Source organism: Frischella japonica, assembly GCF_014489845.1.
In the GTDB taxonomy this organism is placed as follows: Bacteria; Pseudomonadota; Gammaproteobacteria; order Enterobacterales; family Orbaceae; genus Frischella; species Frischella japonica.
Window position 1 is genome coordinate 100,356 of the sequence record NZ_JABURY010000016.1, and the last position, 17,049, is coordinate 117,404.

At 33.4% G+C, this 17,049-nt stretch carries 14 protein-coding genes and 1 tRNA gene; 1 reads left to right on the forward strand and 14 read right to left on the reverse strand.

The features are described from left to right. Positions 1-3: 3 nt before the first annotated feature. The 4 genes from asd to FcAc13_RS07475 form a co-directional block, all read right to left on the reverse strand. A complete protein-coding gene (asd, locus tag FcAc13_RS07460; protein WP_187755585.1) occupies positions 4-852 on the reverse strand; it encodes an archaetidylserine decarboxylase in 849 nt (282 codons plus the stop codon). Positions 853-884: 32 nt separating this feature from the next. After that, the gene (dnaB, locus tag FcAc13_RS07465; protein ID WP_187755586.1) at positions 885-2,285 is read right to left on the reverse strand and encodes a replicative DNA helicase; all 1,401 of its coding nucleotides are present in this window, start codon (positions 2,283-2,285) and stop codon (positions 885-887) included. Positions 2,286-2,456: 171 nt separating this feature from the next. Next, entirely contained in the window at positions 2,457-3,992 is a 1,536-nt protein-coding gene (murJ, locus tag FcAc13_RS07470; protein ID WP_187755587.1) for a murein biosynthesis integral membrane protein MurJ, read from the reverse strand. A gap of 36 nt (positions 3,993-4,028) precedes the next feature. Next, positions 4,029-4,604 (reverse strand): LOG family protein, encoded by a 576-nt coding sequence (locus FcAc13_RS07475; protein ID WP_187755588.1) that lies wholly within the window; start codon positions 4,602-4,604, stop codon positions 4,029-4,031. Between the two features lie 165 nt (positions 4,605-4,769). Between FcAc13_RS07475 and FcAc13_RS07480 the strand changes: the two genes are divergently transcribed. Further along, a tRNA-Asn gene (locus FcAc13_RS07480) sits at positions 4,770-4,845 on the forward strand. 319 nt (positions 4,846-5,164) lie between these two features. Here the strand turns inward: FcAc13_RS07480 and FcAc13_RS07485 are convergent. From FcAc13_RS07485 to FcAc13_RS07530, 10 genes are all read right to left on the reverse strand, one after another. Continuing rightward, positions 5,165-5,599, reverse strand: coding sequence for a hypothetical protein (locus FcAc13_RS07485; RefSeq protein WP_187755589.1), 435 nt, complete (start codon positions 5,597-5,599; stop codon positions 5,165-5,167). A 664-nt stretch (positions 5,600-6,263) separates the two neighbouring features. Next, on the reverse strand, positions 6,264-7,028 hold the full coding sequence (locus FcAc13_RS07490) for a hypothetical protein (protein ID WP_187755590.1): 765 nt from the start codon (positions 7,026-7,028) through the stop codon (positions 6,264-6,266). A 536-nt stretch (positions 7,029-7,564) separates the two neighbouring features. Next, positions 7,565-8,353 carry a hypothetical protein gene (locus FcAc13_RS07495; RefSeq protein WP_187755591.1) on the reverse strand — a complete coding sequence of 263 codons (789 nt, stop codon included), beginning with the start codon at positions 8,351-8,353 and terminating at the stop codon, positions 7,565-7,567. Positions 8,354-8,359: 6 nt separating this feature from the next. Further along, positions 8,360-9,370 (reverse strand): toxin-antitoxin system YwqK family antitoxin, encoded by a 1,011-nt coding sequence (locus FcAc13_RS07500; protein WP_187755592.1) that lies wholly within the window; start codon positions 9,368-9,370, stop codon positions 8,360-8,362. A 403-nt stretch (positions 9,371-9,773) separates the two neighbouring features. Continuing rightward, on the reverse strand, positions 9,774-10,265 hold the full coding sequence (locus FcAc13_RS07505) for a hypothetical protein (protein ID WP_187755593.1): 492 nt from the start codon (positions 10,263-10,265) through the stop codon (positions 9,774-9,776). 51 nt (positions 10,266-10,316) lie between these two features. Further along, on the reverse strand, positions 10,317-10,778 hold the full coding sequence (locus FcAc13_RS07510; RefSeq protein WP_187755594.1) for a hypothetical protein: 462 nt from the start codon (positions 10,776-10,778) through the stop codon (positions 10,317-10,319). 316 nt (positions 10,779-11,094) lie between these two features. After that, complete coding sequence (locus FcAc13_RS07515; protein ID WP_187755595.1) at positions 11,095-11,397, reverse strand: hypothetical protein; 303 nt, start codon at positions 11,395-11,397, stop codon at positions 11,095-11,097. 232 nt (positions 11,398-11,629) lie between these two features. Beyond that, a complete protein-coding gene (locus FcAc13_RS07520; RefSeq protein WP_187755596.1) occupies positions 11,630-13,012 on the reverse strand; it encodes an MATE family efflux transporter in 1,383 nt (460 codons plus the stop codon). A gap of 241 nt (positions 13,013-13,253) precedes the next feature. Then, the gene (locus FcAc13_RS07525) at positions 13,254-14,264 is read right to left on the reverse strand and encodes a serine hydrolase domain-containing protein (protein WP_223064556.1); all 1,011 of its coding nucleotides are present in this window, start codon (positions 14,262-14,264) and stop codon (positions 13,254-13,256) included. A 17-nt stretch (positions 14,265-14,281) separates the two neighbouring features. Further along, positions 14,282-16,708, reverse strand: coding sequence for an excinuclease ABC subunit UvrA (locus tag FcAc13_RS07530; protein ID WP_187755597.1), 2,427 nt, complete (start codon positions 16,706-16,708; stop codon positions 14,282-14,284). Positions 16,709-17,049: the final 341 nt, after the last annotated feature.

Sequence of the window (17,049 nt, forward strand, 5' to 3'; positions counted from 1 at the left end):
TATCTAATTAATTTTTGCCATTTTTTGACCAACTCGAGCTGTATCACCGATTTTTAAAGTATCCATAAACTGAATACTATTTTGTGCAAATAACGTAATAACAGTCGATCCTAATTTAAAACACCCGAAATCTTCACCTTTTTCAACATTAATCCCTAGCGGATAGTTCCAACGTTTCATTATCCCTTCTCTTGGCGGTGTAATTATACCTTCCCATTTGATTTCGATGCTTCCAACAATCGTGGCGCCAACTAAAATTTGAGCGACCGGACCAATTTCGGTCTCAAATAAACAAATTACACGTTCATTACGAGCAAAGATATTGGCAATATTTTCAGTCGTGGCTTTATTTACCGAATAAAGTGAACCAGGTACATATATCATCTCTTTAAGTTTACCATTAAAAGGAGCATGAAAACGGTGGTAATTACTTGGAGCTAAATACGTGGTAACATAACTCCCATTGGTAAAATACTTAATCATATCAGGATGACATGCAACTAAAGCATCTAATGAATAAAAGTGTCCTTTTGCTTGTAATAAGGTTTTTTCCTGAATTGAGCCAAATTGACTAATCACTCCATCAGCTGGCATGACAATACTGCTTTCTGAATCATCGATTAATCTAGCATTGGATTTTAAATGTCTGGCAAAGAATTGATTAAATGTTTTATAGTCTTGAGCATTTTCGAATTCTGCCTCACTAAGATCAATTTTATATAGTTTAATAAACCCTTTGATCATCAAAGTAGTTAATCCACCAAACTCTTTTTCTGCTAACCAACCAAACATGCAGGTCAAGAGCTGTTTGGGTAAAAAATATTGAATAATTGCTTTAATTTGATTTAACATGAATTTCAATTCTCTTTTTAATTAATTGAAGATTACTCATCATCAAAGTAGTCAGCGGAATTAGCATAATTATCAAATCGCGACCACTGCCCTTGAAATTTAAGACGAACTTTGCCGATCGGACCATTACGTTGCTTACCTAAAATAATTTCTGCTACGCCTTTATGGTCAGAATTATCATTATAAACTTCATCACGATAAATGAACATAATAACATCTGCATCTTGCTCAATGGATCCTGATTCACGTAAGTCAGAGTTTACCGGACGTTTATCTGCTCGTTGTTCTAAGCTTCGATTAAGCTGAGATAACGCAACTACCGGTACCTGTAATTCTTTGGCTAATGCCTTTAATGACCTCGAAATTTCAGCAATTTCAAGGGTTCGATTCTCAGAAATATTTGGTACCCGCATTAGCTGCAAATAATCCACCATTATCATACTTAAACCATTATGCTCTCGATAAATTCGTCGAGCACGTGAACGTAATTCCATAGGCGTTAAACCAGATGAATCATCAATATACATATTTTTCTTTTCTAGGAGAATACCCATCGTACTTGAGATACGCGCCCAATCGTCATCTTCTAATTGTCCGGTACGAATTTTAGTTTGATCCACTCGCGATAATGAAGCAAGCATACGCATCATAATCTGTTCTGCTGGCATCTCTAGACTAAAAATTAATACTGGTTTTTCCTGCATCATTGCTGCATTTTCACACAGATTCATGGCAAATGTTGTTTTTCCCATCGATGGTCTGGCTGCAACAATAATTAAATCAGAACGTTGTAACCCAGCGGTTTTTTTATCGAGATCAATAAATCCTGTTGAAACCCCCGTGACCCCATCATGAGGCTTTTGGAATAATTCCTCAATCTTCGCGACAGTATCTTCTAAAACTGAGGTAACACTCTTCGGGCCAACACCTTGTTTAGCACGTTGTTCCGCAATTTGAAAGATTTTGGTTTCTGCTAAATCAAGAATGTCTTCACTTTCACGCCCTTCTGTTGTGTAGGCATTATCAGCAATTTCATTTGCTGCACTTATTAACTCCCGTAATATCGCTTGTTGACGAATAATTTCGGTATAAGCGATAACATTGATCGCACTCGGTGTGTTTTTAGATAGCTCCGCTAAATAAGCAAAGCCACCAACATCATTGAGAATATCTTTACTTTCTAAACTTTCAGATAGTGTAATTAAATCTATCGGAATGGATTTACTCACCAAATTTTGCATTTCAGCAAAAATAAGTTGATGATGTCGAGAATAGAAATCACGATCAGTGATCGTTTCAGCAACCCGATCCCAACGTTGATTATCAATCATTAGACTACCTAGAACAGCTTGCTCCGCTTCAATTGAATGCGGCGGTACTTTTATGCTGTGAATATTTGCTTCGCGCTCTCGATATGTGAGTTTATTTGTCATGGTATATCACGTTTAAATTTACTCTTTTTACTGAAAAGAATTCACTCTTTTAATGAAATAGTGTAACACTTTTCTGGAAAGGTTTCATTATCAGCATTTAAGACCATCGATTAAGAAAAGATAGAAAAATGTGATAATAAATCGTTGTCATTTTATTCTATGAATAATAGTTTACTCAATACGCTTAATGAAATGGTTAATTTTAAATCCGATCAACTTTAAAGATCCAAAATAACTCATGATCCCCATAACGACTAAAATCATCAAACGTCCAAGTCTTGATGGCATACTGCCGGCTGACCAGTCTGGTAACAAATCACTAACTATCCATAACACTATCGCCATTATTATCACCGCAATCATGATTTTGGTTATAAATTTGAACCAACCTGGTTGTGGTTGAAATAATTGTTTTTTCTTCAATTGCCAGAATAATAATCCCGCATTAAAGCACGCAGCAATACTTATTGATAACGCTAATCCAGCATGCTGTAACGGACCAATAAAGGCTAAATTGAGTATTTGTGTTATTCCTAAGGTTAAAATAGCAATTTTAACAGGTGTCTTAATATTTTGTCGTGAATAAAATCCTGGAGCTAATACTTTAATTAACATTAAACCTAATAAACCAACCGAATAGGCTATTAACGCTTTTTGTGTCATCAACGTGTCAATTTCGGTAAAATGACCATACTCAAACAAAGCTGCAACCAATGGTTTGGAAATAACACCTAATCCTACAGCAGCTGGTAACGCCAAAAGAAAACAAAGACGTAACCCCCAGTCCAACAGTTCAGAATAAAGCTGAGTATCACCTTTAGCAAAACTTTTTGATAATGATGGTAAAAGTATTGTTCCTAACGCCACTGCTAACACTCCCGAGGGAAATTCCATCAACCGATCGGCATAATACATCCAAGATACCGAACCAGAAATAAGAAATGAAGCAAAAATAGTATTAATAATTAATGACACTTGACTAACAGAAACCCCTAAAATGGCTGGTCCCATTTGCTTAAGTACGCGCCATACACCTCTATCGTGTAAATTGAGGCGTGGTAAAACTAACATACCAACCTTTTTTAAATAAGGTAATTGATAAAGTAATTGTAAAATACCTCCTAATAAAACCCCAAATGCTAACGCAAGAATAGGTGGATTGAAAAATTCCGACGCTACAAGTGTTAAACCTATCATGCTAAGGTTCAAAAACGTTGGCGCAAAAGCAGGAACAGAAAAACGGTTCCAAGTATTAAGAATGGCTCCAGCCAACGAAGCAAGTGAAATAAGAAATATATAAGGGAAAGTAATCCGCAGCAATAATGATGCTAAAGCAAATTTTTCTACCGGTTCACTAAAACCAGGAGCCGTTATATAAATAATATAGGGTGCACATATCACACCAATGGCAGTAACAAGCGCTAATACTAACGTTAGTAATCCGGCAATATAGGCAATGAACGTTTTAGTCGCTTCTTCTCCTTGCTGGCTTTTATACTCTGCCAAAATAGGGACAAACGCCTGAGAAAAAGCGCCTTCAGCAAAAATACGGCGTAATAAATTCGGTAATTTAAACGCCACAAAAAAGGCATCAGTTGCCATACCAGCACCAAAAAAACGCGCAATAATGGCATCACGGATAAAGCCTAATACCCGTGATACCATAGTCATAGAACTAACTGTTGCTAATGATTTAAGAAGATTCATTAATTGAGTACTCTTTAATAAGTCTGCAATAGGTTATTATTTTTTAATCCAACGATGAAGATCTTTGGGAATATATTGATCAATTTCTTGCAATAGACATGCTGTATCGCTGGAAACAATTAAGGTATGATAAAAACTTTCGCGGATGAATCCTGCCTGAACTGAATGCTCTAAAAAATTGATCATCGGTTGCCAAAAATTCATAACATTGAGTAATGCTACTGGCTTTTCATGATAACCGATTTGAGCACCGGTCCAAACTTCAAATAGTTCTTCTAAAGTTCCAGAACCTCCCGGCATAGCAATAAAAGCATCGGCAAGTTCGGCCATTCGAGCTTTTCGTGCATGCATATTATTAACTACTTCTAACTGAGTTATCCCATGGTGAGCGGTCTCGGCTTTTACTAATGCTTCAGGGATAATACCTATTACTTCACCACCATTCTCTAATACAGCATTAGCAATCTCACCCATTAAACCTCTATTCCCTCCCCCATAGATCAAGCGACGTCCTTGATTAGCCAATCGTTGCCCCAACTCTCGTGCAATAATTTGATATTCTGGGTTATTACCTAAACTTGCACCACAATAAACACAAATGTTTTTTTTCATATTAACCAATAATAAACTACGATTTATTTATCTGATTTATTCTATCATAAAACCAAAATAGCATAACGATTTATTAAAATGATTAATGCCTAACCAATCAAATTACTTTTTGATAAATTATGTTGACTCTTTTTTAAGAGAACGTTAATATTTTTCGCCATGTGTTCCTCCATAGTTCAGTCGGTAGAACGGCGGACTGTTAATCCGTATGTCACTGGTTCAAGTCCAGTTGGAGGAGCCAACTTTCCACTTTATCTCATATCGATATATCTCTATTTAATTATAAGTCAATATATTATATTTTTTCGGGTTCAAATGCGGGCAAGCAAAAATGTTCATTTTTTCACCGCTAATCTATCTTGTTACCTTTAAAGCGTCAGAGCCTTGGGATGTATGAAAATGGAATAAATAACTTTCACTAGTTCTTTTGGAGAAGTTACGAAACCTAATTAAAAGTATTAAAAATTTATTCATTATTTCCAATCTACATTGTTATTTTTTATCATGCTTTTATATTAAGATTAATCTATTGATTGGACTAATATCCAAGCATTGAATTATTATTTAGTTATAGTCGAAAGTTCTTTTAACTCGACTTCGTACAAATCATCAAAGTTGTATATTTTTTTAGATATTATTTTATTTCTTTCATATTGCGTAATGATTTTGTAGTCTTTACCGAACTCGTCGGGGTGGTAATATGTAGTTTCTATCAATTCGCCTTTTTCATTATATTTTTTCCATAACCCAACTTGGATTCCTGTACCATTATAACTTCCTTGACATCCTGATAATTTTAATTTTCCATTTGGAAAATACTCTATTATAGGTTTTTGACATGAAGCACTATCAGTTGATAAAGTTTTATTAAAATCATGTTCATTTTCGTCTGCAAAACTTGTATTGCATGAACATGAAATGAAGACTATTGCAAATAGTAAATTTAAATTCTTTTTAAAATTGCTCATAATTAAAATTTTTTTAGGTTTTTTCATCCAAATGATTGTATTTACTATTTAATGGATCGATTCAAAATTGCCATTTTTATTTATTTTAAATTTTAATAAATGTGATTCTATTTTAGGTACTGTGGTGTGTTTGATAATATTTCCTCTATCATCAATTAAAACCTCATTTTTAGAAAATTCTTGAATGAATATATTTCCATCTTTATCAATGGCAAAATCATTCCAGTAGGTGACTTCAAATGTGAATCTATTGTCTATTAATAAAGCATCAATCCTATTTCCTGCATGATCATAACTGTTTATTTGAAAAAATAAACAGGGATATTCTGACTCAACCCATCCTTCGTATATAATCCCTGTACTCTTTGTAAACCAATTGAAACGTCTAACACAGGGTAATAATATTTTGATATTGAATAATAATCATGAAAATTTTTAGGCTTAATATTTTTTTCTAATTGGGTAAATTCTTTTTTTCCAAAAATTGAGCATTTATTTTATAAGTACCCGTATTTTCATCATAAGAATAAAATTTCTTTAACCCATCAGATGTAATAAGAATAAAATTTCTTTAACCCATCAGATGTAAAAGGCAAAGTATGTTGAATGGCGGTATTTTTCGTACTGCCATTTGAACTACCGATGATAATTAGCATAAAAAACAGAAAAAGAAGGATATGTTTCTTCATTTTTAATCTCTTTTATAAACTTCAATCATTTTATTATCCATAAAGTCTGGTGATTGAAAATAATATTTTTTATCCTTAATAAACAGGGTAAAGATAAAATCGCCTTGTGTTTGTTCTTTTGCTAATCCTTGATAGGCGCAAATATTGTCATCGTCTTTTATGAATAATGGTAAATCATAATCAAGCGTATTGAGTTTAATCTTAGTATCACTAATAGTAACAGTTAAATTAGTGGAAAAATAATGACCATTAAAATCTTTTAAGGTAGTTGGTTGATATTGCGAAATAGTGTTAATTGCTGTTTGATAATGTTGTTTGTAGCGTTCTTCTAACTCAGGATGTTGTTCGACTAATGCTTCGGTGACAAAGTCCCCTAGAAAGTATCGAGAATTTTTAGGATCTCGATAAGAATATAGTTGTGATTGTTCAGTGTGCTTATCGGTAAGTAAAAACCATGACTGCGAACCTAACAGGATATCATAAAGTTTATTATTTTTCGTTAATTCAGCTTTAATATAGATACCATCAGGGGTAAAACCATAGAAATGTTCAAAATTAACATCATCAGGTAAGTACTCTTCGTGCTTATTTTGAGTAATTTCGAGAATATTGTCTGCACTTAAATTCCAATCTAAACACATTTGATAATAAATTAGATTTCGAAATTTTAAATCATGACATGACTTAGAAATATTGGTAATCTCATCTTGCGCTTTACAAGAGAAAATTATTAATAAGCTTGTTATCAGTATTAAAAATTTATTCATTATTTTACTCTTAAACTGTTAAATTTTTTTATATAATTAATGCCAATAATTCATCATTTTTTTATATACATCTTTTCCTTCATTTGGATCTTTTGCACATAAATCTTCGTGACATTTTACATCGTCTATTGTTAAATTATAGTGTTGTAAAAGAAATTTAACTAAACAAGATAATGACTTAGCTTGCTCTTCTGTTACCTCCTGCCAATAGCCGTGAGGTAATATTGTTTACTTACCACCATTCATATTTATGAGGGTGATAAGCATAATAATCATTTGTTTACTACACAATCTTTAATTCAATTCATCAATTTCTTTATCCACAAATTTACGTTCGACAAGCTCACCGTCTTTATAGGTTTCTGTGTACAAAAGTTTGCCTTTTTTAGCAGAAGATAGATCCTTAGAACCATCTAATTTCTTTTGATAGTCTAATTGATAACATTTCCGGACACCATCAAGTAAACCATTTTTATATTCCGATTCGAGATAAATATAACCGATATCTAGAGGCGCATATTTACTGCCTGTTATCTCTATCCATACCCCTCGCGAGTATGGTTTTGAACTAAACCTTCCTCTGTATCATTAAGATCTGTATTTTGAAAAGAACCATTAGTATCATAATAGCGGATGAATTTGCCTTGGGGTGTCAGTTGGTATGTTCTTTTTTCATTAGCAGCACTGTCTGTCTCATCACTACCAAAATCCCTAATAATTATTTTCCCATTATCATAATAGAAAAATCGATAGCTTCTACCCAGATCATTTCCATATTCGTAAGTGGCTGCTAATTTATCCACAATTTGATCAGAACTGATAGAGATAATGGATTGAAAAATAAGGTGTCTTCCATACTCGCAATGGTTGCATTCTAACTCAAGGTTCTCGGTGGTGAGTAGAAACAGATCAAACTGAGGAAAGCCGGCTATTTTTTCCACATGAACTGTAATCTTCTGGTTTAAAATATCGTTGATATTAAATGGGATATCATAGGAATCCTGAACAATCTGCTTTAAATTTTCTTGGGTTAAAGTAATCTTATAGGATTGTTCTGATTGGGACTGCTTATCTAAATTTCCGGCTAATTCATCAAAAGCCTTTTCATTCCCCGAACGTTCACTTTCTGTTTCTGCATGTTGCCAATGTGTGGCAAAAGGATATAAAACATGTTTATCACCAATTGGCGGGCTGGCAAGGGGAGCTTGCATAATTTGGGTAATAAGATCGTCTTTTTTATTTTTATTAATCGGTTGGCTATTCGCCATTTGATTACAACCTATCATCAAGAAGATGATGATAAAGGGTATAACTATCGTTTTCATACTATATTACCCCTTTTTAATTTTAGCCACTTCATCATCTATAAACACCCGATTCACAAGCTCACCGTCTTTATAGGTTTCTGTGTACAAAAGTTTGCCTTTTTTGCGGGTGGATAAGATAGGTTCATTGAGTTCATTATAATGCTGTTCTAATTGATAAAATTTCCAAATATTAACGGGCAAACCATTTTTATATTCGGCTTCTAAGTAAGTATTGTTATGAGTATAACCGTTTGGCTTCATTTCAATCCATAAACCTTCGCGGGTATGGTTTTGAACTAAGCCTTGCTCTTCTTGGTTTTGAAATAGACCATTTTCGTCATAATAGCGGATAAATTTGCCTTGGGAGGAGAGTTGATATGTTTTTATTTCAGAAGCAAAACTATTTATCTCATCACGTTCAAGTTCCCTAATAATTATTTTTTCCTTGTTATAATAGAAAAAACGATAACTTCTGCCTATATCACTTCCAGATTTGTAAGCTACTACCAACTTATCTATAATTTTATCAGCAGAAATAGAAATAATGGTTTGTAGGGTAAATTTAGATTCGTATTCACAAGGATTACATTTTAAATCAAGGGATTCAGTGGTAAGTAGAAACAGATCAAAATGAGGCGAACTAGCTAATTTCTCTACATGAACTTTAATCTCATGTTTTGTAATATCATCAATAATATCAGAATAGATATCATATGGGATATTAAAAACCTGTTTTAAATTTTCAATAGTTAAAGTGATCTTATAGGATTGTTCTGATTGGGACTGCTTATCTAAATTTCCGGCCAATTCATCAAAAGCCTTCTCACTCCCCGAACGTTCATTTTCTGTTTCTGCATGTTGCCAATGTGTGGCAAAAGGATATAAAACATGTTTATCACCAATTGGCGGGCTGGCAAGGGGAGCTTGCATAATTTGGGTAATAAGATCGTCTTTTTTATTTTTATTAATCGGTTGGCTATTCGCTATTTGATTACTCATAAATAAGAGGGTTATACATGCTATTATCAATCTCATTGCCAATATTCCTTGTACATTTTTTACTCCCCCGTACTTTAAAAAACGCTTGTATAGAATAACGGGTGCAGTATATGAGTGCGGTTTTCAGAATTTATGGAGAGTATATACCTAATTTCAGATAATAGTGAATTTATTTCCGCTTTATTTTAGGTGAATTTTTAATTGATAAGTTACTATGAATATTAACAATTTCTGCCAATATATTTTTTTATTATCACGCATATTATGCACGGCAATCCATAGTATAAAAATCTAGAATGGTTAAATACCATTTATTATCTAATTGGGTTAGATAAAATATGAAAATATTTTTTTCATCATATATCCCTGGAAAGTTTTCTATATAAACAACTTTAACTGTTTTAGGGGCTATTTTATCGGCAATGGATTGATATTCCTCTCAAACAGGATTTTTTTCAAATTGATAGTGTTTTAGTTCCCAATGATAATAATTAAGCGCTATTTTTAAAGCCTCAATATTTTTTTCTTTTGAATTGGCATACAGACCTAGTTTAGTGACTTTTTCACTACATGGATCAAATGTAGAATATTGTTCATATTGTATTTTAGGATTGCCAGATATTGTAACCCCTAGCAATTCATCTTCTACCCAAGAGGGTATTTTATTTTCAACTCCTTTATCATTAAATTTAAATTGTTCAATTCTTCTCATTGTGGGACTGGTACTCGCATTATATACAATGAAAAGACCTATATCTTTATTAATATATTGGTTAATTTCTTTAAAATTCTTTTTATTAAAAAGGTCAATAAGTTGATAAACCGTAGCATCAAAATGTGGGGTTGTTTGAGTCACTGCTGATTGATTTTCTATTTTTTGACTACATGCTATGTTAACCAAAGACAATAGAATCAGTAATAATATTCTCATTTTAAAATTCCCATGTTTTTTAGTTGTTTATCTTTCTTTCGAACTTAAGTTTCATTTGCCATCAAATTCGACTTTTCCATGACTTATCCATTGATTATCTTTCCACTCACCGTCACACATCTCTACCCCAGACCAGACAACTTTTGAGTTTTTGATATCGATAATGACACATTGATAGTTTTCGTGTAGCATTTTTTCATTGTCTGATATTTCAACATAACCTTTGATAATCGCATCCATTTTAACATAATGTTTATTATCAGATATTTTAATATCTATTGAGTCAATACCGGTATATTGCTCATCATCATAATATCCTTCGATTTTAGATGTCACTTCATTGTTAATTAATCTTGGATCTGAATAAAGATTGAATTCTTTATTATAAGTTAAGAAGATTAATTCTATTTGATCGGTAATTTTTAATTTATTAGCAATAGGGACTGGTTTTATAGTTGTACCTACACAGGAAAGGCTAAAAATAAGTAATGTTATATATAATAAATATCTCATAAATCTTGCTGTTGCGCTTATCACATCTTATGAAGAGTATATACCTGATTTTAGATAATAGTGAATTTATTTCCGCTTTATCAAATACCCAGTGATTATTTTTGAAATGGGATAAATAAGCATCCAGTTTAAACTTAAAATCATCATCAGAATAAATTTCTTTGATGTCTTTGTTTATAAGTTACGATATATCATAATTATCTAATCTTCTTTCGAGTAACTGTTTCTTTATTTCGTTACTTAATAATTGTGGTTAATTAACCGCTTTATAAAAAGCAAAAAAATATCAAAAAAGTAATATGTAGTAAAAATTGCTTCATAGGGTTTTCTCTTTGGCATTTTTATGTTTTAAAAAAAATAATATCAGTAAAACTGAAATATAAAGAATTAAAGGAATCTTATAAATCATATCAATGATATTTTGTCCTATCATTTCATTTTCATCAGAAAACAAAACATAATAACTATTTTGACTTAAATAATTAATATAATTATAATTTTCAGAAAGAGGATTCAATTTTAGCGCCAAAAAGACAGTAGGATCATCGTTGCAAATAAGAATTTGGGTAAAACCTTTAATTAATAGTAATAGTATTATTAAGATCTTTAATAATTTCATATTGTCATCCATTTATAATCTTATTGAACTGATTGAATTTCGATTTTAATTCGGGGATGTGCTTCATAAATATTACTTTTTCCCTATTCTTTTCTTCCAATAATATAATGATATTCAATATCTACCCAATTATTTTTTACAATATGTCTTTTTTCTACTTGATTAACTTTTGTACTTAGCTTATTTGCTTAATATTGTTTGAGATAATAGCGTAGCAATAAACGAAAATAACTTATTCCAAAATTGATTTGAATTTTAATGATTTCAGCCTTTTCTTCACCCACAAAAATGACAATAAACATGAAATTAGGTTTCCGATTGCCATAGAGATAAAAATGCCATTCATTCCCATTTTTTGAACATAGACTAAATATAGTCCTATAGAAAAAATAATGATCATTCTAATATAAAGGATAATTACCGCAGGTAGGGGTTTTCCTGTCGCTTGAAAGAATGATGCGATTATCCACGTTATTGCCATAAAACAAAAGGTAAATGATACGATTAGCACTTGTTTTCTGGCAAGATCAATCACTTCTGCTATTGAAGTAAATATTGAAAATAACCAAGGAGAAAGTAATACATAAAGTGCTGCAATGATGCTACATAATATCATTATTGCCCTTAAGCTTAGATTAAAAGCTTCTTTAATCCGATCAAGTTGATTACGTCCATAATTTTGCGAAATAAAGACCGTCATTGCACCAGCAATAGCAATCATCGGAATAACTAAAATCTGATCAATTCTCCCAACCAATATCCATGCATTCATTGCATTTTCATCAAAGGTATTGGTGATCATTTTGTTATATGCAACGATAATGATATAAGTTGAGGCTGTCATTAAAAACTGAGGCAATCCAATCCGTATGATTTCTCTGGCAATTTTTCCGTTAAAGTGAGCAAAGTTAAATGTTAACGGAATTCTTGATTTTCCCTTGTGTATAAAGCGGATTAAATAGATAAAAGCCATAAATAACGATATTGTTGTGGCTAAACCTGCACCAGCCACTCCCATATCGAGTACAAATATCAATATCGGATCAAGTACGATATTGAGCGTTACCATAATCATAAATGATATTGCAGTAACATATGTCAGGCCTTCGCCAATAAGAATACCGCCATAAACCTGTAATAATATTATGAACAGTAAACCTGGGGCTAATGAATATAAAAACTGTAGGCTATAGACTGTTGCTTCAAGGCTTAATTTATCACCTGATAATAAATTAATAATTTGTGGCCCAAAAGCATAACACATAATCATAAATGGCACGGTTAGCAGTAAAGCGATGACGACACCTGTAACACCCAGATTTTGATAATGATTAAATCGTTTTTCACCGATCAATCGCCCCGTTGTGGTACTCAGTCCAACGGCTAAACCTGAGGCGATAGCTTCAAAGACAAAAAATAATGGAAATAAAAGACCGGTTCCCGACAACGGGGCTGAAGAAGTCGGATTGATCAATGAAATAAAATAGGTATTTATGATTAAGTAAGCATAATTTAATAAGTGACCAATAAGAATGGGAATCCCTATTTTTATAATTATTGGCATGATTGGACCTTCAAACATGCCTTTTTGCAATTTTTCTTGAAAATTTGACATAGATTTCTCTTTAAGTTTATTTTTTAATAAATAGTGATGTTATTTTTCTCTAGCGCAAAAAAGCTTCTAATCGACATGTTATCGAGAGCAAAATATCCATTATATTTTTCACTTTATAGCACCTGCCCGAACAGCACCTATCCCAACCTAAAACGTTTTGTTAGACAGTTCATGGCGGTAAAACCTTCTTGCCTTTTGGTGGAATGAATTGCAGAAACAAAATTTTGTTAACGACTTAAAATTAACTGTCTGTTATCGATGGAATGATATAATCCGCCATGAGTTCCCACCTGTCGATTATCATCTTGTCGACTTTCGATACGATTGCCACTATCAGATCCTTTTCGGGAACACAATAGAGATAAGTTCCGCCTATGCCTGCCGCAAGAAAAGTGTTAATCCCCTTATCTTCTCTAAGCCACCACATATAGCCACAATCTTCCGTATGCTGTTTTAGCGATTCAGTTATCCAGTTTTCTGAAATGATCGGCTTATCATTGCATTGGCCTTTATTCAAATACAAATATCCCAAACGAAGCATATCCCGCAGAGTTAAAGACAGCCCCCAGCCTCCGGTATTGATATTTTGAGGATCTTTTATCCAACCGGTAATATTTTCACCATAGACATCTTCTTTAGAAAAGGATTTCATCTGTTGGTCATCGATCTCTTTCACCCCTAAATGACTAAATAATGATTTATTGGCAAATTCTCGGGTTGATAGCCCCGTACTCCGCGTAATAATCGCTGAAAGAAGGTGCGCATTAGACATATTGAATTGAAACTCCCCAAGCTGGCCTTTTTGTCCCAACATTTCAAGCATAAACATCGTCCAATTCTTTTGCCTTCTCAACCTATCTAATGGCTCACTCTTTTTCCAAGAATAGGGTGCAGTCATGGTAAGTAAGTGCTTGATTGTCAGATGTCGCTTTAACATATCACTGGCTTTGGATTCCGCTTCTGGAAAGAAATCCAGTATTGGTTGATCGACGCTTTTTATATATCCTTTATCAATGGCTATTCCCACTAAAGCGGAAGTAACGCTTTGTGTTACTGAAGTGAGATGATGAGCATTTTCAGCATGGTAACCTTTGAAATATTTTTCAAACACAATGCCACCTTTTCGCAAAATCGCGATTCCTTTAATAATGCCGAGTTGAAAATTCAAGGCGACATCCAGCTCTCTCAATTTATCTGGATTCATATCCACCGATTCTGCATCAATGGTTTCTAATTCTTTTATATTAGCCATAATCAAGTATCCACTTTTCAAATCGTAAGGTATTTTCCGATTAGTGATTTTGGATTTTTCACCAAGTCTTTAGGGGTTCCTTCGGCAATGATTTCACCGCCTTTTAATCCTCCTTCAGGGCCAAGCTCTACGATCCAATCACACGATTCAAGAACTTCATGATTATGTTCAATAACAATCACAGAGTTTCCGCTTTTGATTAATTCATCCAACAGTTTTATCAGCTGAGCTGTATCATAAAGGCTTAAACCAGTAGTGGGTTCATCCATGATATACAAGATATTTCCTTTTCGTTGCCGTCCTAATTCCTTCGCGAGTTTTAGTCTTTGGGTTTCCCCCCCGCTCATTGTTGAAGTGGGTTGCCCAAGTTTTATATATCCCATACCAATCCGTTCCATTATCTGTAACGGACGAACAATGACATCATTATCACTAAATAGGGCTATCGCTTCGGAAATCTGCATATCAAGAATTTCTGAAATATTTTTCCCTTTATACGTGACAGTTAAAACTTCGTTGTTATATCTTTTACCTTTACATTTTTCGCACGTTGCGTACATCTTTAAGCTACCTTCAGGAAAAATAGCTTTACGTCCACTACCATGACACTCTCGGCAAGCGCCCTCGGAATTGAAGGAAAAGTGTCCAGCCGTTAAATTTAACCGTTTTGCTTCGGGTTGTTCTGCAAATAATCTGCGTATCTTGTCCCATATTTTGGTAAAAGTAACAGGATTCGAATTTATATTTCTTCCTATTGGTGCCTGCGATACTTCAGCAAAGCCAGAAATATTTTCTGCGCCATCAAGCCTTTCGGCTATTGTTTCGATTAATAGTGATTCATCTTCAAAATCTACTTCTTCTCCATTGGTATTGTTCTTATTGGCGTCTAAGCGAAAATAACTTTTTAACAGGGGCGTTAGCGTGCTCGATATCAAGGAGCTTTTACCACTTCCGGAAACGCCCGAAACCCCAATAAGAATGCCTAATGGAAATGCGACTGAAATATCTTTTAAATTGTTGGTTTTGGCGTGTCGAATGACTAAACGGGGAATAGCAGAATCATCGATATTTTGTTTTAACATCCTTACCGGCATTTTTGCTTTACCGGAAAGATATTGTCCTGTCAATGATTTATCGCATTTTAACAGACCAGCATAATCACCTTCATAAATTACTTCTCCGCCTTCAATCCCCGCTTTTGGGCCAATATCAATGATATGTTCAGCTATTTCTATCGTACTTCTGTCATGTTCCACGACAATAACCGTGTTGCCCAAATCTTTAAGCGCTTTTATGGATTGTAAAAGTTCAATTTTTTCTGATTCATGTAGACCCACTGTGGGTTCATCAAGAATATAGATAAGTGACTCCAGTTTCGATTCCAAATGCGAATTAAGGAAGAGTCGTTGTATTTCTCCGCCACTTAGTGAGGACATTTCTCTATAAAGTGATAAATGCCCTAAACGAGAAGCAATTAATGAGTTTGTTTTACCCAAAATATCTTTAAGAAGATTTTTCCCAAATTGCGTTATTTCGTTTAGTTCTAATGCCGATTCAAAAAACGTTTTAGCCTCGTCTAAAGTCATTTTGCCGACTTGACCAATATGTTTATCATTAATTAATATGTTGCGAGCTTCTTCACCTATGCGATATCCGTGGCATTCTGAGCAGAGGGTTATTTCGTACAGACCATTTAAATATTCGCCTCTTTTGTGTTTAGCTTGCAAAATTCTTGATAAGCAGAAGCTTTGATTTGCACTGTTATTGCTGACATAATGGCCGTTTACCACTTCTTCTTTTATTTCATCCGGTATTTCTAAATAAGGCTGATCCATATAGCCTTTGAAATTCCTTTCCAAGACGCGAAGTATACCGGGGGTTACCCCGATAAAATTGAATAACTCTCGAACGGTGGGATTTTTATTTGCAATAAGCTTTTCCATATTAACGTGATAATATGCGCCTCTGCCAGCGCATTTCATACACATTCCGTTAGGGTTATTATAGGAAAAATAGCCTAATTCAAGGCGCTCTTCCTCATGTCCACACTTAGCGCAGACCTTATCTTGTCCAATAGTTTCGTTGCACTCTGAACATTTAACCTGCCCTTCACTTGAATACAGTAGGGCAAGAAGGTTGAATATATTTGTTTTTGAACCGACTGTTGATCTTGGGTTATTCTGACGTACAACACTTTGCTTAACTGCGATTGTCGGGCCGATACCCTCTATGCTTGCGAATTTTCTCTCATTTTCAAGTCCCGGAAAGATTCCTAATGATTGAAGATACCCTTTACGTCCTTCTTCAAACACAATATCAAACATCAGACTAGACTTTCCTGATCCACTTATACCGGTGGCAACGGTTAATTTGTTTTTGGGAATAGTAATATCAACATCTTTAAGATTGTGAATCCGAGCTCCTGTTATTTTTATACTTTTCATCTAATCACACCTTGTCTTTTTAATTAAGAAATTTCAACTAATTTATTTATCGTTAAGATCAAACTATTGAGGAAATATAGAGCATTATTTTTTATTAGTGAAATGAAATATCTATATTTTTTAAAATTTATTGACAAAATTGCAATTTTGTGCATTGGTTGTATTTGACCAATATTTTTACTCGAACTTCATCGAAAAATTATCTAATAATTTTATATTGGCTTTCGCTTCTTTTGCCTAGCTAAATTAGGTAACTTAATTAGTAATTAAAAAATTTATTAATAAAAATTCAGAAGGATAAAAGTGTTTAAGAAAAAGTTTAAAATTAAAAAATGACATTG